The 21,024-nt window shown below is 71.4% G+C and carries 19 protein-coding genes and 1 tRNA gene; 9 read left to right on the top strand and 11 right to left on the bottom strand.

The window, feature by feature from the left end; all coding sequences use genetic code 11:
* From F563_RS0102915 to otsB, 7 genes are all read right to left on the bottom strand, one after another.
* Window positions 1-273: transposase (locus tag F563_RS0102915; protein WP_019013146.1), on the bottom strand; the 273-nt coding region annotated here is incomplete at its 3' end.
* A 50-nt stretch (window positions 274-323) separates the two neighbouring features.
* A complete protein-coding gene (locus F563_RS0102910) occupies window positions 324-1,325 on the bottom strand; it encodes a DUF6538 domain-containing protein (protein ID WP_019013145.1) in 1,002 nt (333 codons plus the stop codon).
* Between the two features lie 113 nt (window positions 1,326-1,438).
* Window positions 1,439-1,531, bottom strand: a tRNA-Ser gene (locus F563_RS0102905).
* Window positions 1,532-1,605: 74 nt separating this feature from the next.
* A complete protein-coding gene (locus F563_RS0102900; protein WP_019013144.1) occupies window positions 1,606-2,250 on the bottom strand; it encodes a glutathione S-transferase family protein in 645 nt (214 codons plus the stop codon).
* 69 nt (window positions 2,251-2,319) lie between these two features.
* Window positions 2,320-3,681: an alpha,alpha-trehalose-phosphate synthase (UDP-forming) gene (locus F563_RS0102895; RefSeq protein ID WP_019013143.1), complete on the bottom strand. Its 1,362-nt coding sequence runs from the start codon at window positions 3,679-3,681 to the stop codon at window positions 2,320-2,322.
* Window positions 3,666-5,462 (bottom strand): glycoside hydrolase family 15 protein, encoded by a 1,797-nt coding sequence (locus F563_RS0102890; RefSeq protein ID WP_019013142.1) that lies wholly within the window; start codon window positions 5,460-5,462, stop codon window positions 3,666-3,668. Before F563_RS0102890 ends, F563_RS0102895 begins: the two co-directional genes overlap by 16 nt.
* Window positions 5,446-6,189: a trehalose-phosphatase gene (otsB, locus tag F563_RS21350; RefSeq protein WP_019013141.1), complete on the bottom strand. Its 744-nt coding sequence runs from the start codon at window positions 6,187-6,189 to the stop codon at window positions 5,446-5,448. Before otsB ends, F563_RS0102890 begins: the two co-directional genes overlap by 17 nt.
* Window positions 6,190-6,309: 120 nt before the next feature.
* Between otsB and F563_RS0102880 the strand changes: the two genes are divergently transcribed.
* Complete coding sequence (locus F563_RS0102880; RefSeq protein ID WP_162140559.1) at window positions 6,310-7,254, top strand: polysaccharide deacetylase family protein; 945 nt, start codon at window positions 6,310-6,312, stop codon at window positions 7,252-7,254.
* Between the two features lie 3 nt (window positions 7,255-7,257).
* On the opposite strand, the gene mbfA is transcribed toward F563_RS0102880, so the two are convergent.
* The 4 genes from mbfA to gatC form a co-directional block, all read right to left on the bottom strand.
* Window positions 7,258-8,250: an iron exporter MbfA gene (mbfA, locus tag F563_RS0102875; protein ID WP_019013139.1), complete on the bottom strand. Its 993-nt coding sequence runs from the start codon at window positions 8,248-8,250 to the stop codon at window positions 7,258-7,260.
* Window positions 8,251-8,328: 78 nt separating this feature from the next.
* Window positions 8,329-9,780 (bottom strand): Asp-tRNA(Asn)/Glu-tRNA(Gln) amidotransferase subunit GatB, encoded by a 1,452-nt coding sequence (gene gatB, locus F563_RS0102870; protein WP_019013138.1) that lies wholly within the window; start codon window positions 9,778-9,780, stop codon window positions 8,329-8,331.
* Window positions 9,777-11,255, bottom strand: coding sequence for an Asp-tRNA(Asn)/Glu-tRNA(Gln) amidotransferase subunit GatA (gene gatA / locus F563_RS0102865; RefSeq protein WP_019013137.1), 1,479 nt, complete (start codon window positions 11,253-11,255; stop codon window positions 9,777-9,779). The genes gatB and gatA overlap by 4 nt, the downstream gene beginning before the upstream one ends.
* The gene (gatC, locus tag F563_RS0102860; RefSeq protein ID WP_019013136.1) at window positions 11,252-11,551 is read right to left on the bottom strand and encodes an Asp-tRNA(Asn)/Glu-tRNA(Gln) amidotransferase subunit GatC; all 300 of its coding nucleotides are present in this window, start codon (window positions 11,549-11,551) and stop codon (window positions 11,252-11,254) included. Before gatC ends, gatA begins: the two co-directional genes overlap by 4 nt.
* A gap of 44 nt (window positions 11,552-11,595) precedes the next feature.
* On the opposite strand from gatC, the gene ruvX reads away from it, so the two are divergent.
* The 8 genes from ruvX to dprA all read left to right on the top strand — a co-directional run bounded on the left by ruvX (window position 11,596) and on the right by dprA (window position 21,005).
* A complete protein-coding gene (gene ruvX, locus F563_RS0102855) occupies window positions 11,596-12,063 on the top strand; it encodes a Holliday junction resolvase RuvX (protein ID WP_019013135.1) in 468 nt (155 codons plus the stop codon).
* 52 nt (window positions 12,064-12,115) lie between these two features.
* Entirely contained in the window at window positions 12,116-13,618 is a 1,503-nt protein-coding gene (locus F563_RS0102850) for an ABC transporter substrate-binding protein (protein ID WP_019013134.1), read from the top strand.
* 349 nt (window positions 13,619-13,967) lie between these two features.
* Window positions 13,968-15,740, top strand: a complete 1,773-nt coding sequence (locus tag F563_RS21345) for an HsdM family class I SAM-dependent methyltransferase (RefSeq protein ID WP_084596362.1) — start codon at window positions 13,968-13,970, stop codon at window positions 15,738-15,740.
* Window positions 15,737-16,831, top strand: coding sequence for a BsuBI/PstI family type II restriction endonuclease (locus F563_RS0102840; protein ID WP_019013132.1), 1,095 nt, complete (start codon window positions 15,737-15,739; stop codon window positions 16,829-16,831). The genes F563_RS21345 and F563_RS0102840 overlap by 4 nt, the downstream gene beginning before the upstream one ends.
* Window positions 16,832-17,072: 241 nt before the next feature.
* On the top strand, window positions 17,073-18,029 hold the full coding sequence (locus F563_RS0102835) for an aspartate carbamoyltransferase catalytic subunit (RefSeq protein WP_019013131.1): 957 nt from the start codon (window positions 17,073-17,075) through the stop codon (window positions 18,027-18,029).
* A complete protein-coding gene (locus F563_RS0102830) occupies window positions 18,026-19,291 on the top strand; it encodes a dihydroorotase (protein WP_019013130.1) in 1,266 nt (421 codons plus the stop codon). Before F563_RS0102835 ends, F563_RS0102830 begins: the two co-directional genes overlap by 4 nt.
* A complete protein-coding gene (gene plsY / locus F563_RS0102825; RefSeq protein WP_019013129.1) occupies window positions 19,288-19,872 on the top strand; it encodes a glycerol-3-phosphate 1-O-acyltransferase PlsY in 585 nt (194 codons plus the stop codon). The genes F563_RS0102830 and plsY overlap by 4 nt, the downstream gene beginning before the upstream one ends.
* The gene (dprA, locus tag F563_RS0102820) at window positions 19,869-21,005 is read left to right on the top strand and encodes a DNA-processing protein DprA (protein WP_019013128.1); all 1,137 of its coding nucleotides are present in this window, start codon (window positions 19,869-19,871) and stop codon (window positions 21,003-21,005) included. Before plsY ends, dprA begins: the two co-directional genes overlap by 4 nt.
* The last annotated feature ends 19 nt before the right edge of the window (window positions 21,006-21,024 follow it).

Here is a 21,024-nt window from a genome sequence, read left to right as displayed (position 1 = left end):
GCGCAGGATCTCATTCGCCTGCCGAAGCTCGCGGTTCTCCCGCTCGAGCGCCTGCAGCTTCTCGGCTACCTCCGTCGGCACGCCAGCCCGCTTGCCGGCATCCACCTCGGCGCGCTTCACCCAATCCAGAAGCGTCCAGGCCGTACAGCCGATCTTGCCCGCGATCGACGTCTCCGCCGCCCATCGCGACGGATGCTCGTGCTCGTGATCCCGCACCATCCGCACCGCGCGCTCGCGGACCTCAGGCGAGAACTTGTTCGTCGTCTTGCTCATCAAGGCTCCACCCTCTCAGGAGTTGGAGCCTCCGGCAAAACCGGAGCGGTTCAGAGCTCCGCGCGCGCACGCTCGACCGTCGAGCCATCGGGGAGGGTGATCGGGCCGGCTGAGGTTCGCGCGAGCGTGTCGCGCAGCGCCTTGGCCGTCTGGATGACGGTGCCGAGATCCCCGGCCTTCGCTGCGTCCCGGTAGATCGCGGCCTGCGCCCAGGTGGCCGGGAGCACCTCCAGCCGTTGCTTGAACGCGGCGGCGTCGCGCCTGGTGATGGCGCTCGCGGGCGGATCGCCGACCAGTCCCCGGAACAGGCGCAGCGCGACGGCGGCCTTCTGGGCGTTGGCGGGCCCCCACCCCTGACGCTGGGCGTGCTGGGCGAAGAGCGCTGAGAGGCTGGGCCGGGACGCGCCCGCCTTGCCCTCCTCGGCGATGACAGAGGGGCCGGGCCAACCCTCGTAGGGGAACACGGCGGGACGCGGAGTGCCCATCCGGTTGTGGCCCAGGATGGCGTGCGCCTCGGCGGCCACGCCTGCCGCCATCCGCAGGAAGGAGCGGTGCCGCTCCTCGGGCTCCGGCGTCGCCCGGTTGCGGCGCCGCAGGGCCGCCTGGGTGTAGGGGCGGATCTCCTCGAAGGCGTTCCGCACCAGCACCCCGCGCCAGTAGTGGGCCCGGTCCATCGGATCGTCCAGCGCCTTGGCTTCCGCCTCCTCCTCGGTGTCGTCGTCGGAGATCGCGTCGGGGTCGTGGTTCTCTGGGCGGAACAGGTGCTCGCGCTCGCCGCGCGCGATGATCGCGCGGAACAGCTCGCGCAGGATCTCCATCAGCTCGGCGTCTGTGGGCTGGATCGGCTCCTGCGCGGTCATCGCGACGGCTTCGGCGAGGGTCTCCACGGCGGCGGTGGCGCGGGCGGCGAGACGCCGCGCGACCGCCCGGTCGCTTGTCCTCAGGGCGATCCCGAAGTGGCTGCGACCGATCCGGCTCGCCAGCACCAGCGGCAGGCGCGCCCGCCAGCAGAACCGCCCCCGCCTTGCCAGAAGATGAACCCGGCCGCCCATGCCCGCGCCCTCGCGCTTGGCGGGGGCAGGTGTCGCACCCAGGTGCGCCAGTTCCGCCCGCCGCTGGATCGGCGGCCCGGAAGCCCTGGACGCGCTAAGCCTTTGTCAAGGCTTGGCGGAGGGGATGGGATTCGAACCCACGATACGGGTTATCCCCGTATAACGGTTTAGCAAACCGCCGCCTTCAGCCACTCGGCCACCCCTCCGCCGTGAGTGGCACGCTCACGGCGTATGCGACCCCGGCTTCTAGAGACCCCCCTGCCCTGCGTCAACCAAACCCTCAGGCCGCCTCGGCCCGGCGCATCGGCACCGCGAAGCCGCGCTGGACACCCGGGCGTGCCATCATCCGCTCGTACCACGCCTTGACGTTCGGATACTCGGCCAGGTCCACGCGGTGGCGCTCATGTCGCCAGGCCCAGCCGAGAATGGCGAAATCGGCGATCGATGGCTCGCCCTCGGTGGCAACGAAATCCCGCCCGGCCAGCCGGCGATCCAGCACGCCATAGAGGCGGTGCGTCTCCTTCTGGTATCGCTCGAGGGGGTGCCGCCGATCGGCCTCGTCCTTCACCTGCAGATAGGCATGCACCTGGCCCGGCATCGGACCGAAGCCGCCCATCTGCCACATCAGCCACTCCCAGACCGGGATGCGCCCGGCAAGATCGCGCGGCATGAAACGTCCCGTCTTCTCGGCGAGATAGAGCAGGATCGCGCCACTCTCGAACACGCTGACCGGCTTGCCCCCCGGCCCGTCGGGATCGACGATAGCCGGGATGCGGTTGTTCGGGCTGATCTTGAGGAAGGCCGGCGCGTGCTGCTCGCCCTTGGTGATGTCGATGATATGCACCCGATAGGGCAGGCCCATCTCCTCGAGCGCCACGCCGATCTTGCGGCCGTTGGGGGTGTCGAATGTGTAGAGGTCGATCATGACCGCGCTGCTCCGTTTCGAGAGGTGCCGGACCCTAGGAAACCGCGCGGAGCGTGTCGAGGTGCGGCGTTATGCCCCGCCGGCGCGTGGCGCGTCCTGGCCGATCTGCGCGAGCGCGGCCAGGAACCCCTCGGCCCAGGCGGCCGCCGAGTTCCGCCGCAGCACCGCGATGTCGCCCGTCCAGCGCGCGCGCCGCTCGGAGGCCGGCATCACCAGCGCCGCGTTCAGCCCCTCGGCGATCTCGTCCGGGTCGTGCGGGTTGACCAGGATGGCGCCCTTCAGCTCGTCGGCCGCACCGGCGAAGCAGGACAGCACCAGCGCGCCCGGATCGGCCGGGTCCTGTGCGGCGACGAACTCCTTCGCCACCAGGTTCATCCCGTCGCGCATCGGCGTGACGAGGCCCACGCGCGCAATGCGATGGAAACCCGCGAGTGTCGCGCGCGGCACCGCGCGCGTCATCCAGCGGACCGGCACCCAGTCGATGTCGCCGTGCTCACCGTTGATCCGCCCGGCAAGCTCGTCGAGCTCGCGTCGGAGCGCGCGATACTGCACGACGTCGCCGCGGCTCACAGGCGCGACCTGCAGCAGCGTCACGCGGCCGCGATGCTCCGGGAAGCGGCGCAGCAGGGCCGCGAACCCGCGCAGCCGCTGCGGCAGACCCTTCGAGTAGTCGAGCCGATCGACGCCGAGGATCAGCGCGCGCCCGCTGAGGCTGTCGGCAAGACGGCGCGCGTCCTGGCCGCGCACGGCCTTCTCGGCCTCGCGGGCGAACTCCTCCGCTTCGATGCCGATCGGGAATGGATGAACCGGCACGTCGAAGCCGGCGCCGCGCAGCGCATCGCGCAGGTTCGAGGCATCGGACGGGGTCTGCGCGCCGATCAGGTCGCAGGAGGCGAGCTCGCGCAGCAGGATGTTCCCCTGCGGCAGGGCCCGGAACAGCGGCAGCGGCGGGAACGGCACGTGCAGGAAGAAGCCGATCCGCTGCTTCGCGCCGGCGGCGCGCAAGGCGGCCGCGAGCGGGAAGTGATGGAAGTCGTGGATCCAGATCACGTCATCGTCGCGCAGCAGCGGCGTCAGCGAGTGCGCGAAAGCGCGGTTCACGCGACGATAACCCTCCCACTCCTCGCGGCGGAACTCGGCGAGCCCCATGCGGTAGTGCAGCAGCGGCCACAGCATGCCGTTCGCGAACCCGGTGTAGTAGAGCCGATAGTCCTCGGACGAGAGATCGATCGTCGCGTAGGTCGTTTGTCCCACCGTGACGATCTCAGGCGACCCGCCGGTGTGCGATGCCGTCTGGCCGGACCAGCCGAACCAGAGAGCCTCGCGCGTGGCGAGCGCCTCCTTGAGCGCGACCGCAAGCCCGCCCGCCTGCGGACGTTCGCGCGGCCGCGGCACCGGCACACGATTGGAGACGATCACCAGGCGCGCCAAAACCCTTCCTCCCATGTCCGCGACAGGCGCATGGCCGACAGGATCAGCCCCACCTGCGAATAGGTCTGCGGATAGTTGCCCCAGAGTTGGCCGGTGCGCGGATCGACATCCTCCGAGAACAGCCCCACGTGATTGCGCAAGGCGAGGATGCGCTCGAACAGCGCGCGCGCCTCCTCCGTCCGCCCGATCTCGTGCAGCGCATCGACCAGCCAGAAGCTGCATACCAGGAACGCCGTGTCGGGCACGCCGAAATCGTCCGGTGCGTTGTAGCGCAGCAGCAGCCCCTCGCGCGCCAGATGCGTCCGGATCGCCTCGACGGTGGCGACGAACCGCGGGTCCGAGGGCGCGATGATGCCGATCTCCGGCATCAGCAGCAGCGCCGCATCGAGCCCCTCGCCGTCGAGGCTCTCGACGAAGGCGCGCTCACGCTCGCTCCAGGCCCGGCGCAGGATCTCGTCGCGGATCGGCGCGGCGCGTGCGGCGAGCTTCCCGGCCTGCTCGCGCAGGCCGAGCCGTGCGGCAACGCGCGCCATCCGGTCCACCGCCGCCCAGCACATCGCTGCCGAGAAGGTGTGCACCCGGTTGCGGCCGCGATACTCCCAGATTCCCGCATCGGGGGTCAGCGCCGCATCGGCCGCGGCAGCGGCGAGCGGTTCCAGTTGGCGGAACAGCGCCGCATCGCCCGGCCTGGGCAGGCGTTCGTCGAAGAACATCTGCACCGCGGCGAGGATCACGCTGCCCCAGGCATCGTTCTGCTGCTGATCCACCGCGGCATTGCCGACCCGCACCGGCTTATGGCCCAGGAACCCCGCGAGCGCACTCGCCTCCTCCTCCAGCATCGGACCGTCAGGCACGATCGGATAGACCGGGCGCAGCGGCACGCCGGCATCGCCGATCACGGCGCCGGTCAGGTAGGAGATGAACTTCTCCATCGAGCGTGTCGCGCCGAGCCGGTTGAGCGCCTGCACGGTGAAGAAGGCGTCGCGCAGCCAGCAGAACCGATAGTCCCAGTTGCGCGCCGTGCCGGGTGCCTCGGGGATCGAGGTGGTGAGGGCCGCAACGATCGCGCCGGTGTCGTCATGCGCGCACAGCTTGAGCGCGATCGCGGCGCGGATCACGGCATCCTGCCATTCGAACGGAACGTTCAGCAGGCGCACCCATTCATGCCAGTAGAGGGTCGTCTCCTCCTCGAACTCGCGGGCGAGCGTGCCGGGCGCCTCGGTGATGCTCTCGTCGCTGCCGATAATCAGCGCGAGCGGTCGTTCCAGCGCGAAGGCCGTCTCGTGCGCGATGAAGCCGACCGGCGCGTCGGTGGTGACGCGCATGTCCTCGGCCGGGCCGCGATAGGAGATGTGGTTGGAGCCGGTCCGGAGCTCGGGCGCCTCCGCACCCCAGCCGAAGCGTGGCCGGATGCGCACGCGGATGCGCGGCCGACCGTTGAGCGGCTGGACCCGGCGGACGAGCATGGGCGGGCGGAACATCCGGCCGAAGCGGCGAAAGCGCGGCACCGTGTCGGTGACAAGAAGGCGGTTGCCGTCCGCATCGGCGAGCTCGGTCTCGACCACGGCCGTATTGCGGCGATAGCGCTGCACGCTCTCGACCCGATGCAGCAGGTCGATCTCGGCGAAGCCGTGCTCCGGCCCCTCGCCGTCCATCAACGCGCAGAACACCGGATCGCCGTCGAGCCGCGGCCAGCAGAGCCACGAGACACGCGCAGTCGGGTCGATCAGCGCGGCGACCGTGCCGTTGCCGGCGACCGCGAGATCAAGCGGCTGCGGCATCGTCCGCCTCGTCGAGCAGTCGCGCGAGCCAGGCGCGCACGCCGGCGGGGTCGCCGAAGGACTCCTCGACGCGCAGCCCCACGCCGCCGTGCCTCTCGGCCGCCGCGATCGCGGCCTCGTCGGTGACGTCGTCGCCGATGAACACCGGCATGCGGCCGCGGAACGGCGCGCGCGCCATCAGCGCCGCGACCGCCGTGCCCTTGTCGGCGGCACGTGGCTTCACCTCCCAGGCCATATGCGCCGGCAGCAGCAGGAAACGCTCGTCTTCGGCGATCAGGTCGCGCAGCGCCGCCTCGAAGCGCGGCATCGCCGCCGGCGCCTGGCGCGCGTGCAGCGAGAAGCCGTGCGGCTTGGCCTCGTAGAGCGCGCCCGGAACGGACGCGGCGAGCGCCGCCGCCGCCGCACGCCACGCATCGGGGACCGAGGGCACATCGGCCGCCTCGGCCGGCGCCTCGGCGGTGACACGCAGCACCACGCCGTGCTCGCACGCCGCCGGCAGGCGCGTCGGCGCAAGGAAGGCATCGAGCGTGGCAAGCGGCCGGCCCGACACGATCGCAAGCGCGCCGCCGAGACGCTCGTGCAGCGTGCGGAGCATTCCGGACAGCGCCGGATCGACCCGCACCGCGTCGGGCGTCGGCGCGATCTCGACCAGGGTCCCGTCGAAGTCGAGAAAAAGGGCGCCGCGGCGCAGGACATCGCCCGGCGGAGGGGGTGTTCGCGGAGTCACAAAGCGTTAATGGCAGAAAGGTGGCGGCGGTTCCCCCCATCTCACACGATCGTGAGCCCGAGCCGGTCGTTCACGCGCAACCGCTGCGCCACTCTGCGCGCGACATACGGGAGGGCTTCGATGCACGGCACCACATCACGGACAGCACTCGGGCGGCGGTCCTTGCTCGCCGCGGCGCTCGCGACCCCGGCCGTGCGCGTGCGCGCGCGGACAGCCGGTCCGTTCTGGCCGGGCGGCGCGCGCCTCGCCCTCTCGGTGACGATGATGATGGAGGCGGATGGCGATCAGCCGGAGCTGACCCAACCCGGCCCGCCCGGCACGCCGCAGGCGTCGCAGCGCTTCCCCAACCACCCGATCGCATCGATGCGCCGCTATGGCGCGATCGAGGGCATCCCGCGCCTGCTCGACCTGTTCGACCGGCAGGGCATCCGTGTCAGCTCGTTCATGATCGGCGCCTCGATCGACGCGCACCCCGAGGTCGCGCGCGAGGTGGTGCGCCGCGGTCACGAGGGCGGCGGGCGCGGCCGCGCGCATGCGCCGCAGTTCCACCTGCCGCGCGCGGAGGAGACCGCGTTCCTGCGCTCGGGCTTCGAGAGCCTCCGGCGCGCCACCGGCGTCTGGCCCAAGGGGTTCAACGCGCGCGGGCTGCAATACGGGCCGAACACGCTGTCGATCCTGAAGGAGCTCGGGCTCACCTATTCGATCGACGATCGTTCCCGTGACGAGCCGTTCATCGTGCCGGTGGATGGCGGCGACTTCCTGCTCTCGCCGTACATGACGCATGTGAACGATCTGCAGTTCTTCCAGAACAGCCTCCAGCCGCTGGAGAACTACGAGCGGGTGCTGCGCCAGGAGTTCGAGACGCTGTACGAGGAGGGCGCGCGGCGGCGACGGATGATGAGCATGCCGCTGCACGACTTCATCGCCGGCAGGCCATCCGTCTCGCGCACGGTCGAGGCGTTCATCGCCTGGGCCAAGCAGAAGCCCGGCGTGTGGTTCGCCCGCCGCGACGAGATCGCCGAGTGGGCGCTCGCGAGCCCGCTCACGCCGCGCGTGCCGGGCTGACGGTCAGGACCCGCCGATCAGGATGCCCGCGGCCAGCACCAGCGAGCCGCCGAGCACCACCTGGAAGGTCGCGCGCAACCAAGGCGTCTCCATGTAGCGGTTCTGGATCCAGGCGATCGCCCAGAGCTCGACGAACACGATCGCGAGCGCGAGCGCGGTCGCGGTCCAGAAGTCCGGGATGAGATACGGCAGGGCGTGGCCCAGCCCGCCGATCGTCGTCATCACCCCCGAGGCGAGGCCGCGCTTCCACGGCGCGCCGCGGCCGGAGAGCTTGCCGTCGTCGTGCGCGGCCTCGGTGAAGCCCATCGAGATGCCGGCGCCGACCGAAGCCGAGAGCCCGATCAGGAAGGTCGTCCAGGTGTCCTGGGTGGCGAAGGCGGTGGCGAAGATCGGCGCGAGCGTCGAGACCGACCCATCCATCAGCCCGGCGAGGCCCGGCTGCACCCAGGTGAGCACGAACTGGCGGCGCTGGGCGAAGTCCTCCCGCGCGCGCGCCTCGCCGCCGAGATGCGTCTCGACGAGGTGGTCGGCCTTCGCCTCGTGGCCAGCCTCGACCGCCGCGAGGTCGCCGAGCAGCTTGCGCGTCTCGGCATCCTGGGTGCGGGCGGCGGCGGCGAGGTAGAAGTCGTGCGCCTCGCGCTCCATCGAGGCGGCTTCCTCGCGGATGCGATCGAGGCCGAGGGTCTCGACCAGCCAGACCGGGCGGCGGGTGTAGAAATCAGCGACGTGCTCGCGCCGGATCGGCACGATCAGGTCGCCGAACCGCTTCTGGTAGAGCTCGATCAGGCGGCGGCGGTGGGAGTTCTCCTCCTCCGCCATGGCGTCGAACACGGCGGCGCTGGCGGGATAGTCGGCGCGCAGCTTGGCGGCGTAGGTGGCGTAGATGCGCGAGTCCTCCTCCTCGGCGCCGATGGCGAGGGCGAGGATATCCTGCTCCGAGAGCTGGTCGAACCGGCGCTTGCCGCCGAAACCGAAGGGAACGAAGCGCGAGAGCATCGCCGGAAGGTCTCCGCCGGGTCCGAATCACCGGCCGCATCAAGAGAAGGGGCGATCCGGCGATCCGGCAAGAGCCGCTCAGCCGAGGGCCTTCTTGAGCGCCTCGTTGACCAGCGCGGGGTTCCCCTTCCCCGCCATCGCCTTCATCACCTGGCCGACGAAGAAGCCGAACAGCTTGTCCTTGCCGGCTTTGTACTCCGCGACCTTGTCGGCGTTGGCCGCGAGCACCTGCGCGACCGCAGCGTCGATCGCGCCGGCGTCCTTCACCTGGCGCAGCCCCTTCGCCTCGACGATCGCGGCCGGGTCGGCGCCGGTGTCCACCATCTCCTCGAACACCTGCTTGGCGATGCGGCCGGAGATCGTGTCGTCCGCGATCAGGTCGAGCAGCCTGCCGAGCGATGCGGCCGACACGGGCGAGTCGGCGATGCCGCGGCCGGTGCGGTTCAGCGCGGCGAACAGATCGCCCATTACCCAGTTCGCGGCCTGCTTGGGATCGCGCCCCTTCGCCACGGACTCGTAGTAGTCGGCCGTCGCCTGCTCGGCGACCAGCACGCGCGCATCATAGGCCGAGAGGCCGTAGTCGCGCTGGAAGCGGGCGGCCTTCGCGTCCGGCAGTTCCGGCAGGTGCGCCTTCAGCTCCGCCACCCAGTCCGGGTCGAGCTCCAGCGGCAGCAGGTCGGGATCGGGGAAGTAGCGATAGTCGTGCGCGTGCTCCTTCGAGCGCATCGGGCGGGTCACGCCGCGGTTCGGGTCGAACAGCCGCGTCTCCTGCTGCACCTCGCCGCCCGACTCCCACACCTCGATCTGCCGCCGCGCCTCGGCCTCGATCGCCTGCATGACGAAGCGGATCGAGTTGACGTTCTTCACCTCGCAGCGCGTGCGGTACATCTCGCCGGGCTTGCGCACCGACACGTTCACGTCGGCGCGGAGCGAGCCCTCCTCCATGTTGCCGTCGCAGGTGCCCAGGTAGCGCAGGATCTGGCGCAGCTTGGCGACATAGGCGCCCGCCTCCTCCGGCGAGCGGATATCGGGCTCGGAGACGATCTCCATCAGCGCCACGCCGGCGCGGTTGAGGTCGATGTAGGACTTGGTCGGGTGCTGGTCGTGCAGCGACTTGCCCGCATCCTGTTCGAGATGCAGCCGCGTGATGCCGATGGTCCGCTGGGTGCCATCGGCGAGGTCGATCACGATCTCGCCCTTGCCGACGATCGGGTGCTGGTACTGCGAGATCTGATAGCCGGCGGGCAGATCGGCATAGAAGTAGTTCTTGCGGTCGAAGCGCGACCAGAGATTGATCTCCGCGTTCAGCCCCAGGCCCGTGCGGATCGCCTGGGCGACGCATTCGCGGTTGATCACCGGCAGCATGCCCGGGAAGGCGGCATCGACGAAGCTCACCTGCGTATTGGGCGCGGCGCCGAAGGCGGTGGCGGCCCCCGAGAACAGCTTCGCCTTCGAGATCACCTGGGCGTGGATCTCCAGCCCGCAGACGATCTCCCAGGCGCCTGTGCGGCCTTCGAGTGTGTAGGTCATGCGGCCCTCAGCTGCGGCAGCGCGTCGAACCCGGCGGCCGCCTCGATTGCGGCGGCCACCCGGAACACCGTCTCCTCGTCGAAGGCCCGGCCGAGCACCTGCAAGCCCAGCGGCAGACCCGAGGCATCCAGCCCCGCCGGCACGCTGATCCCCGGCAGGCCCGCGAGGTTGGCGGGCACGGTGAACACGTCGTTCAGGTACATCGTCACCGGGTCGTCCTGCTTCTCGCCGATCGCGAAGGCCGAGGACGGGGTCGCCGGCGTCAGGATCGCATCGACGATCTTGTACGCCTCGTCGAAGTCGCGCTGGATCAGCGCGCGCACCTTCTGCGCCTTAAGGTAGTAGGCGTCATAGTAGCCGGCGCTCAGCACATAGGTGCCGATCAGGATGCGCCGGCGCACCTCGGCGCCGAACCCCGCGCCGCGTGTGGCTTCGTAGAGGTCGTCGAGATCGCCGCCCTCCTCCACGCGCAGCCCGTAGCGCACACCGTCATAGCGCGCGAGGTTCGACGACGCCTCGGCGGGCGCGACGATGTAGTAGGTCGGCAGGGCGTAGCGCGTGTGCGGCAGCGAAATGTCGTGGATCGTCGCCCCCGCCTCCTTCAGCCAGGCGATGCCCTGCTGCCACAGCGCCTCGATCTCCGGCACCATCCCGTCGAGCCGGTACTCCTTCGGCACGCCGATGCGCAGCCCCTTCACCCCCTGGCCGAGCGCAGCCTCGAAATCCGGCACCGCGACGTCGGCGGAGGTGCTGTCCTTCGGATCGTGACCCGACATCTCGCGCAGCAGGATCGCGGCGTCGCGCACCGTGCGCGCGATCGGCCCGGCCTGATCCAGCGACGACGCGAACGCGACGATGCCCCAGCGCGAGCAGCGCCCATAGGTCGGCTTGATGCCGACCGTGCCGGTGAACGCGGCCGGCTGGCGGATCGACCCGCCCGTGTCGGTCGCGGTCGCGCCGAGGCAGAGCCGCGCGGCCACCGCCGCGGCCGACCCGCCCGAGGAGCCGCCGGGCACGAGGTCACGGTTGTCGCCGCGCCGCCGCCAGGGGTTCACGACATTGCCGAAGGCGGACGTGGTGTTCGACGAGCCCATCGCGAACTCGTCGAGGTTGGTCTTGCCGAGGCACACCGCGCCGGCCGCCCAGAGCTTCGCGCTGACCGTGCTCTCGTAGGGCGGGACGAAGTTGCCGAGAATGCGGCTCGCGGCGGTGGAGCGGATGCCGGTCGTGCAGAACAGGTCCTTGATCGCGAGCGGGATGCCGTCGAGCGGCCGGGCCTCGCCCTTCGCGATCCGCGCATCGGCGGCGGCGGCATCGGCGAGCGCGCGCTCGGGTGTCACGGTGATGAACGCGTTCAGGTCCTTCAGCTTCTCGATCGCGGCGAGATGCGCCTCGGCGAGTTCCCTCGCGCTGATCCGCTTCGCCGCCAGCGCCGCGCGCGCCTCGGCCAGCGTGAGATCGGTCGGCGCGGTCATTCCACCACCTTCGGCACGGCGAAGAACGAGCCCATGGCGTTGTCCGCGCGGTCGGGCGCGTTCGCCAGGATGGCGTCGTGCAGGTCGCCGTCGGTGACGACGTCCTCGCGCATCTTCAGTTTCATGCGCATCGCCCCGGGCAGCGGCTCCACTCCCTCGGTCTCCACCTCGGACAGTTGCTCGATCCAGGCGAGGATGTGGTTCAGCTCGCCCTGGAGGCGCGTAACCTCCTCGTCCTTCACGCGGATGCGGGCGAGCGCGGCAATGCGTCGGACGGTCTCGGCGTCGAGCGACACCTGGCTACTCCTTCGATGGAAGGCCGGGGTGTTACCATCGGCCCATGCTGGTTGCCAGTGTCGCGGCCCTGCGGGCCTCCCTGCCGAAGGGTGCGCGGCTGATCGGGCTCGATCCCGGGTCGAAGACGATCGGGGTCGCGCTGTCGGACGTGACGCTGACCATCGCCTCGCCCTACGGCGCGCTGAAGCGGGGCAAGCTGAAGGCCAACGCGGCCGAGATCGCGGCGATCGCGGCGAAGGAGGGCGCGGGCGGGGTGGTGGTGGGCCTGCCGCTGTCGATGGACGGCACGAGCGGACCGGCCGCGCAGGCCGCGCGCGACTGGGCGGCGGCACTCGCCTCAGCACTCGGCCTGCCGGTCGCGCTGTGGGACGAGCGGCTCTCCTCGGCGGCGGTGAACCGGATGCTGATCGGCGAGGCGGACCTGACGCGCGCCCGCCGCGCCGCGGTCGTGGACAAGGCGGCGGCGGCCTACATGCTGCAAGCCGCACTCGACGCGACCCGGCCGGGTTGACACGCCCTGCGTCATCCCCTGACGTGTCGTGAACACCATCGGGGAGACGGTGATGAAGCGAACCGCCGTCGCGCTGGCTCTCGCGCTCCTGGCCACGCCCGCCGCCGCGCAGGGCACACTGCGCATCGGGCTCTCGGCCGACCCCAACATGCTCGACCCGGCGCAGTCGGGCAGCGTGTTCGAGCGGGTGGTGTTCGCCGCGCTCTGCGACAAGCTGATCGATCTCGACCCGCAGCTTCGCTACATCCCGCAGCTCGCGACCGAGTGGCGCTGGGGCGATGACGCCAGGTCGCTGACCCTCCGCCTGCGCGACGGCGTGCTGTTCCACGACGGCACGCCGATGGACGCGGCGGCCGTGAAGGTGAACCTCGACCGCTACCGCGAGGCGCGCGAGAGCCGGCGCAAGACCGAGCTCGCCTCGGTCAGCGCGGTCGAGGTGGTCGATCCCCTCACCGTCCGGCTGGTGCTGTCGCAGCCCGACGCGCCGCTGCTCGCCGTGCTGGCCGACCGCGCGGGGATGATGATGTCGCCCCGCGCGATCGCGGCGCTGGGCGAGCGCATCCACACCAACCCGGTCTGCGCGGGGCCGTTCAGGTTCGTCCGGCGCGTCACCCAGGAGGTGGTCGAGCTCGAACGCTTCCCCGGCTACTGGGATGCCGGGCGCATCCATCTCGACCGGGTCGAGTACCGCCCGATCCCCGACGGCACGGTGCGGCTGCTCAACCTGCGCGCCGGCCAGCTCGACCTGATCGAGCGCGTCACCCCGTCCGACGTCGCCTCGGTCGAGCGCGACCGGTCGCTCAGGCTGATCGCCGGCACGGCCATGGCCTACCAGACCATGACCTTCAATCTCGGCGCGGGCGAGCGGGCGAAGCGGCCGCTGGGGTCCGATCCGCGCGTGCGGGCCGCGCTGGAGGCGGCGATCGACCGCAACGTCATCAACCAGGTGGCGCTGGAGGGGCGGTTCGTGCCGTCCAACCAGTTCGAGGCGCCGGACAGCACCTACTGGGTGGCGGAGCGGCCGGTGCCGCCGCGCGACGTGGCGAAGGCGCGCGCCTTGCTGCGCGAGGCCGGGCACGAGCGCGTCGCGTTCGAACTCGCGATCGCCAACGCGCCGGTGGAGCGCCAGGTGGCCGAGGTGATCCAGGCCATGGCGGCCGAGGCCGGGTTCGACATCAGCATCCTCGCCTCCGAGAGCGCCAGCATGGTCGCGGCCAACCGGCGCGGCGACTTCGACGCGGCGATCGTGATCTGGTCGGGCCGGCCGGACCCCGACGGCAACATCGCGATCTGGCTGCAATGCGACGGGTTCGTGAACTGGGGCAAGTACTGCAACCCGAAGCTCGATGAGCTGCTGGGCAAGGCGCGGGCGGTGACGGGGGTGGAGGAGCGGCAGGCGCTGTATCGGCAGGCGGCCGCGATCTGGATGGAGGATCGGCCGCATCTGGTGCTGTACCACCACCGCTGGCTGTGGGCTTCGCGGGCCAATGTCGAGGGGTTCCAGGCGCACCCGGACGGGATGATGCGGTTGCAGGACGTGCGGCTGCGGCGGTAGGCGGCTCTGGGGGGCGCCCTCGGGCCTCAGATTTAGGACTTTAAGCTTTAACGCTTTAAGACCTTAAGCCTTTAATCGTCCTCCCGAGGGTCCTGACAGTCTCCCGCCGCGGCCAGCGCCCGGTGACCTGCGCGGAGCGCGCTCGACGGGGCTTGGAAGGCGCTCGCCGGGCGCGGCATCACCAAGGCGGGGTGGCCGCGGGGCGCACGGAAGGCCACGGAAGGCTGGCGACAATCTTCCTATACCGACAAACCGCCTGGACACAAGGCCATCGCCACCTCGGCGCGGGCGAATCTGTCCGACCGCGACGCGAACAGGCATAGTTCCGTGCGAATCGCCGGCGGGATCGATGGTATCGACAGGAGCATTTGGCCAGCAACGACAGGCGCGCCGATCGGCCGCCGCCACCGGCCTGCCGCATCGCCACGTTCCGCTGGCCCGCGTCGCAGATGCGGCCAGCGTCGAGGCTGCCCGCGCGGTGGCCCGAGAAGCGGCAGTGGCGTGGTGGCATGCGAACGTGAAAGCCTGCGAAGCCGATCCGCTCGCGCCGCCACCCCTGCCGACGGAAACGACACTCGCCGCGCTGTCGCCCGAGGTGATACGGACCGCGCAAGATTTCGGCCGCGATGTGGCGCACCTGCCCATCCCAGAGGCCATTGCGGCCCTCGGCTACCTGTATGCGCAGGCTCTGCCTCAGGCCCATCGCGCTGAATACGGCGTCTACTACACGCCTCCGCCCCTCGTGGGCCGTCTCTTGGACAAGGCCGAGCGCGCCGGCCACGATTGGCGCACGGGCCGCGTGATCGACCCGTCCTGCGGGGGTGGCGCCTTCCTCGTCGAAGCCGCCACGCGGATGCTTGCCGCCATGAACGGCGTCGAGCCGTCCATCGCCATCGCCGCGCTCACATCCCGACTGCGCGGCTGGGATGTGGACCCCTTCGCCGCATGGCTTGCCAACCTGGCGGTCGAGGCGGTCGCCCTGCCTTTGGCGACGGCGTCCGGACGGCGCTTGGGGACGGTCGCGGAGCGGCGAGACGCCCTCCGCACCTTCGAGGACGGCGCCGGTTCGTTCGACCTCGTCATCGGCAATCCGCCCTTCGGCAAGGTGAAGGATTCGCCGCTCCTGCGCGCACGCTTCGCCCGCAGCCTGCACGGACACCCGAACCTCTACGGGCTCTTCACCGATCTCGCCGTGCATCTGGCGAAGCCGGATGGTGGCATCGTCGCCTATCTCACGCCGGCGAGCTTCCTTGCCGGGCACTACTTCAAGGCGCTGCGCCGTCTGCTGCGCGAGCACGCGCCGCCTGTGACGCTCGATCTCGTGGAGAGCCGGAAGGACGTGTTCGCGGACGTCCTGCAGGAAGTCGCCCTCTCCACGTTCCGGCGTGGTCGGCGGACGGATCAGGCCGAGTGCGCGATCGTCCGGGTCGAGCCTGCCGGCTTGCGCGTCGAGCCGACAGGCACGCTGATCCTGCCGCGCGATCCCGAGGCACCCTGGACCGTCCCGCGCAGCGTCGATGACGTCGCGTTCGTGGAGCGCATGCGCAGGATGCCGGCGCGTCTGGCGGATTGGGGCTACCGCGTCTCCACCGGCCCGCTGGTGTGGAACCGCCACAAGCCGCGGCTGCACCACACGCCAGGCAAGGGCCGCATCCCGGTGGTTTGGGCCGAGGCGGTCACGCAGGATGGCCGGTTCGTTCTGCGCGCGACCAAAAAGAACCACGCAGCGTGGTTCGAACCCACGGGTCCGCAGGACCCGAACATCGTGACGCGACCCTGCGTGCTGGTTCAGCGCACCACCGCGAAGGAACAGCATCGCCGGCTCATCGCTGCCGAGATGCCCGCGGACCTGCTCGTGCGATACGGATGCGTCACGGTAGAGAACCATCTCAACATGATCGTGCCCAGCACGGTCCGGCCGCCGGTCCCGATCCCGGCCCTCGCCGCTTTCCTTGCCACCGCCACCGCCGACCGCGTGCTCCGCTGCATCAACGCCTCCGTCGCAGTGAGCGCGTCGGAGCTGGAAGCGATGCCGCTGCCGGCCACGGCCGATCTGCTCACCGCACTCGCAGCACCCGATCCCGAGGCAGCCGTGGCACGGCTCTATGGTGTCAGCGGATGACCCTGCCGGCGCTGGTGCCGTGGCAGGAGATGCGCGCACGGCTGCTGGTCATCTTCCCCGAGGGCACGCCGGATCGGGGCTTCCTGATCCGGGATATGACCGCCCGGACCGTGTTCACCGCCCTCTACATCGGTGCCGTTGCAGGGTCGGGCGCCTGGCTTGCGCCGCGCCATGTGCTGCGCATGAGCGATGCGCAGGCGGCCCGTCAGGACGATGACTCCCGCCGTGCGTATCTCGACATCATGAGCAAGGCGAAGGCGCCGTCGCCGGCCGGTCGCTGGTACGCCGAGAACACGCGCGAACCGCTCCGCGACGAGGTGATCCGCCAGGGGCTCGTCCCGTTCAATGCGATGGTGGAACGCGAAGGGGTGCCGACGACATCGCCCGCGGGGCGCTATGCGCTCCGAGCCGAATTCGCCGCGCTGTTCCGTCCGGGGCTGACCGGCGCGCAGCTCGACGCCGAGGCCGCAGCCTGGCGCCGCGCCCATCTCTCCGCCGCGGCGCTGGCGCGCGCCGCCCTCGTGCGCGCAGGCGCAAGCACCGCGGGCGCCAACATCACCGTCCAAGGCCCCGGGGGTCCGTCCATCGTCCTGCCGCCGGGCCCGAGCCCGACCATCACCAAGGCGGTGATCGAAGTCTTCGCACCCGCCTTTCTCGGCAACCCGCGCGTGGCGTGGGTCAGCGATAGCGCCAACAAGCGTCCCTTCCGGGATGCCCCCCTGGAGACGGCGCTCGGCATTCCCCTGGATGCCGCCGACCTTCTGCCCGATGTCGTTCTTGTCGATCTCGATCCGCCGGGCAGGCATGGGGAGGTCCTGCTCGTTTTCGTGGAAGTCGTGGCCTCGGACGGCCCGGTGACGGACCAGCGTCGGAACGCGCTTCTCGACCTCATCGCGGCCAGCCCGCGCCGATATCGGCCCGAGCACGCCGCCGTCGTGACTGCCTACATGGACCGCGGCGGCGACCCCGCGCGGCGGACGATGTCACGACTCGCTTGGCGTTCGTTCGCGTGGTTCGTGTCCGAACCCGACGAGCTGGTGCAGCTCCACGACGGCAGCAGCGCCAACCGGAAGCTGGCGGCGCTCCTGTAGCGTCGGCCTCTCCACAGGTCGTGTCGCGGAAGTGCGGACCACCGTGACGTGCGTGTCCCCGAAACAACGGACTGATCCCGCATTCGGCCTTCGGCCGCACAGAACACAGCGGAAGGGCTCCGCCCTCCCGCACCCACCCGCCAGGAAACTGAGTTTCCTGGACCTTCCCCTACCCTCACCCGCTTGACGGCCACCCCCCAACGCGCGTTCCCTCCGCCCCCGCACAACCGGGAGACCCCAGGTGGCGGACCACGGATTCGGACGACAGGTCGGCAAACGACGCCACCTGCTGGGCATCGCCGGCCTCGACCCTGGCCAGATCCGCGCCGCCCTCGACCTCGCCGAAACCTACATCTCGCTCAACCGCCAGGGCGGCCCGCGCGACGTCATGCGCGGCCGAACCCTGATGAACATGTTCTTCGAAGCCTCCACCCGCACCCGCACCAGCTTCGAACTCGCCGGCAAACGCTTGGGCGCCGACGTCATCAACATGTCGCCCTCCGGCTCCTCGGTCTCCAAGGGCGAGACGCTCATCGACACGGCCATGACCCTGAACGCCATGCATGTCGATGTGCTGGTGGTGCGGCATGACCAGTCGGGTGCCGCCGCCCTGCTCGCCCAGAAGCTCGACGCCTCGGTGATCAACGCCGGCGACGGCACGCACGAACACCCCACCCAGGCGCTGCTCGACGCGCTCACCATCCGCCGCCACCGCGGCACGCTCGAGGACCTCACCGTCGCGATCTGCGGCGACGTGCTGCACTCCCGCGTCGCCCGCTCCAACATCCACCTGCTGACGACCATGGGCTGCACCGTGCGCATCTGCGCGCCCCCCACGCTGCTGCCCGCCGGCGCGGCGCAGCTCGGGGTCGAGGTGCACACCGACATGCGCAAAGCCCTCGCCGGCGCGGATGTCGTGATGATGCTCAGGCTCCAGAAGGAGCGCATGAGCCGCAGCTTCGTGCCGTCAAGCCGCGAATACTTCCGCTTCTACGGCCTCGACGCGGCGAAGCTTGCGCTGGCGAAGCCCGACGCGCTGGTGATGCACCCGGGGCCGATGAACCGCGGCGTGGAGATCGACAGCTCGGTTGCCGACGACCTCCAGCACAGCGTGATCCAGGAACAGGTGGAGATGGGGGTGGCCGTGCGCATGGCCGTGCTCGACCTGCTGACGCGCGACATGCGGCGCAACGCATGAGCCGGCTCTTCGTCAACGCCCGGCTGCTCGACCCCGCGAACGGTCTCGACGCGCCCGGCACGCTGCTGGTCGAGGCCGGGCGCATCGCCGCGCTCAACCCCGCCGCGCCGCCCGCCGACGCCGAGCGCATCGACTGCGCCGGCGCCTGCCTCTGCCCCGGGCTCGTGGACATGCGTGTCGGCCTGCGCGAGCCGGGCGAGGAGCACAAGGAGAGCCTGGCCACCCTGGCCGCCTGCGCAGCCGCCGGCGGGGTGACGACGCTCGCCGCCCTGCCCGACACCGACCCCCCGCTCGACGAACCCGCCCTCGTGGAGTTCGTCGCCCGTCGCGCCGCCTCGCTCGGCGTGACGGTCATCCCCTACGGCGCGGCCACCAAGCGCTGCGAAGGCCGCGAACTTGCGGAGCTCGGCCTGCTGCGCGAGGCCGGGGCCGCCGCCTTCACCGACGGCCGCCGCGCGATCGCCGAGGCGCGCACCATGCGCCTCGCCCTCTCCTACGCCGCCACCTTCGGCGCCTTCATCATCCAGCACCCGGAGGAGCCGTCGCTCGCGTCTGGCGGCGCGGTCACCGAGGGGTTCCAGGCGACCATGCTCGGCCTGCCCGGCATCCCGGCTGCGGCCGAGGCGATCATGGTGGCGCGCGACATCCGGCTTGCCGCGCTCACCGGCGGGCATGTGCACTTCGGCCATGTCAGCACGGCAGAGGCGCTGGCGCTGATCCGCGACGCCAAGGCCAAGGGCATCCGCGTCACCTGCGACACGGCGCCCCCGTATTTCGACCTGAACGAGACCGCGGTCGGCGAGTGGCGCACCTATGCCCGGCTCTCCCCACCCTTGCGCGCCGAGGCCGATCGGCTGGCGGTGCTGGCCGCCCTCGCCGACGGCACGATCGACGCCATCGCCTCCGACCACCAGCCGCAGGACACGGATGCCAAGCGCCTGCCCTTCGCCCAGGCCGAGCCCGGAGGCGTCGGGCTGGAGACCCTGCTCGCGGTGACCCTGAACGCGGTCCATGCCGGCCACCTTCCCCTGCTCGACGCGCTGGCCCTGCTGACGCATCGGCCCGCCCGGCTGCTCGGCGTCGAGGCCGGCCGGCTCGCGGAGGGCGCGCCGGCCGATCTCTGCCTGTTCGATCTCGACCGCGCCTGGCAGATCCGCGCCGACGATCTCTGCGGCAACAGCCGCAACACCCCGTTCGACGGGCGGCCCGTGCAGGGCAAGGTGCTCGGCACCTGGAAGGCCGGGCGCCGGGTGTTCGGATGACCCTGGCGCTCGCGGCGCTGCTCGGCCTCGCGCTCGGCTCGATCCCGTTCGGGCTGGTGCTGACCAGGGCCGCCGGGCTCGGCGACGTGCGCCGGATCGGCTCGGGCAATATCGGCGCGACCAACGTGCTGCGCACCGGCCGCAAGGACCTCGCCGCGCTGACGCTGCTGCTCGACGGCGGCAAGGGCGCGGTAGCGGTGCTGCTGGCGGGATGGTGGTTCGGGCCCCTCGCCGCCCCCGTTGCCGGCGTCGCTGCCGTCATCGGCCACATGTTCACGCCCTGGCTCGGCTTCGCCGGCGGCAAGGGCGTGGCGACCGGGCTCGGCGTGCTGATCGGTGCTGCGTGGCCGGTGGGGCTTGCCGCCTGCGCGACCTGGCTGCTGGTCGCCGCGCTCGCGCGCATCTCCTCGCTCTCGGCCCTGGTGGCCTTCGCCGCCGCGCCGCTCTACGCGCTCGCCTTCGCCGATCGCTGGATCATCGCCGCCGCGGTCGCGATCGCGGCGCTGGTGTACGTCCGCCACGCCGGCAACATCCGCCGCCTGCTCGCCGGCACCGAGCCGCGCATCGGCGAGCGCCGGTGAGCCCGGCCGAACGACGCGCGCGGCTGCGCCTCGCCCGCGCCGAAGGGATCGGCGCGATCACCGCGCGCATGCTGATCGCCCGCCACGGCTCGGCGCGCGACGCGATCGCCGCCCTGCCGCGGCTCGCGCGCGGACGCGCCGTCACCGTCCCCGACGAGGCGGCGGCCGAGGCCGAGGAAGCTGCCCTCGCCCGGCTCGGCGCGCGGCTGCTGGTGCTGGACGATCCCGACTACCCGCACGCGCTTGCCGCGATCGAGGACGCGCCGCTCGCGCTCGCCGTGCTCGGCGACCCGGCCCATCTCGGCCGCCGCTCCGTGGCGGTCGTCGGCGCGCGCAACGCCTCGGCGGGAGGCCGGGTGCTCGCCGAGCGGCTGGCGCGCGAACTCGCCGAGGCGGGCATCGTCGTGGTCTCGGGCCTCGCGCGCGGGATCGACGCGGCGGCGCATCAGGGCGCGCTCGCCTGCGGAGTCACGGTCGCGGCCGTCGCCACCGGACTCGACCGCCCCTACCCGCCCGAGCATGCCGCGCTCCAGGCCCGCATCGCCGCAACCGGCGCCGTGGTCGCCGAGGCGCCGCTCGGCACCGCCGCGCTCCCCAAGCTCTTCCCCCGCCGCAACCGAATCATCGCCGGGCTTGCGCTTGGCGTCGTGGTGGTCGAGGCCGCGCCCAAATCCGGCAGCCTGATCACCGCCCGGCTCGCGCTGGAGTCCGGCCGCGAGCTGTTCGCCGTGCCCGGCTCGCCGCTCGACCCGCGCGCGCGTGGCGCCAACGACCTGATCCGCCAGGGCGCCCACCTGGTCGAGAGCGCCGAGGACATCCTCGCCCATTTGCCGGAAGGCCCGCCGGCCGAGCCGTTCCGCCTCGCCCTCGCCCTGCCTGCCGAGGAGGACGAGGAGACCGAGCCTGAGCCTCACGCGGAGATGACCGACGCCGCAGAACCGCCCGGCGACGAGGTCGCCGCGGCGCTGGCGGCGCTCCGCACCCTGCTCTCCCCGTCACCCGTGACGGTTGACGAGCTGATCCGCCGCTGCCCATGTTCCGCGCCCGCCGTGTCGGCCGCCCTGCTCGAGCTCGATCTCGAGGGGCGGATCGAGCGGCTGCCGGGGAACCGGGTGGCGCTCGCCAGCCGGTAGCGGCCCGCCCCGGGCCAGT

It is taken from the genome of Elioraea tepidiphila DSM 17972 (assembly GCF_000378465.1).
Classification (GTDB): Bacteria; Pseudomonadota; Alphaproteobacteria; order Acetobacterales; family Acetobacteraceae; genus Elioraea; species Elioraea tepidiphila.
Note: the sequence above shows the minus strand (reverse complement) of the source record. Positions and strands in the feature narration are given on the sequence as shown.

Coding starts and splice junctions, on each gene's coding strand:
- F563_RS0102910 (WP_019013145.1), bottom strand. CDS start 1,325: ATGGGCGGCCGGGTTCATCTTCTGGCAAGGCGGGGGCGGTTCTGCTGG.
- F563_RS0102900 (WP_019013144.1), bottom strand. CDS start 2,250: ATGATCGACCTCTACACATTCGACACCCCCAACGGCCGCAAGATCGGC.
- F563_RS0102890 (WP_019013142.1), bottom strand. CDS start 5,462: ATGCCGCAGCCGCTTGATCTCGCGGTCGCCGGCAACGGCACGGTCGCC.
- F563_RS0102880 (WP_162140559.1), top strand. CDS start 6,310: ATGCACGGCACCACATCACGGACAGCACTCGGGCGGCGGTCCTTGCTC.
- mbfA (WP_019013139.1), bottom strand. CDS start 8,250: ATGCTCTCGCGCTTCGTTCCCTTCGGTTTCGGCGGCAAGCGCCGGTTC.
- gatB (WP_019013138.1), bottom strand. CDS start 9,780: ATGACCTACACACTCGAAGGCCGCACAGGCGCCTGGGAGATCGTCTGC.
- gatA (WP_019013137.1), bottom strand. CDS start 11,255: ATGACCGCGCCGACCGATCTCACGCTGGCCGAGGCGCGCGCGGCGCTG.
- ruvX (WP_019013135.1), top strand. CDS start 11,596: ATGCTGGTTGCCAGTGTCGCGGCCCTGCGGGCCTCCCTGCCGAAGGGT.
- F563_RS0102850 (WP_019013134.1), top strand. CDS start 12,116: ATGAAGCGAACCGCCGTCGCGCTGGCTCTCGCGCTCCTGGCCACGCCC.
- F563_RS21345 (WP_084596362.1), top strand. CDS start 13,968: ATGGTATCGACAGGAGCATTTGGCCAGCAACGACAGGCGCGCCGATCG.
- F563_RS0102840 (WP_019013132.1), top strand. CDS start 15,737: ATGACCCTGCCGGCGCTGGTGCCGTGGCAGGAGATGCGCGCACGGCTG.
- F563_RS0102830 (WP_019013130.1), top strand. CDS start 18,026: ATGAGCCGGCTCTTCGTCAACGCCCGGCTGCTCGACCCCGCGAACGGT.
- plsY (WP_019013129.1), top strand. CDS start 19,288: ATGACCCTGGCGCTCGCGGCGCTGCTCGGCCTCGCGCTCGGCTCGATC.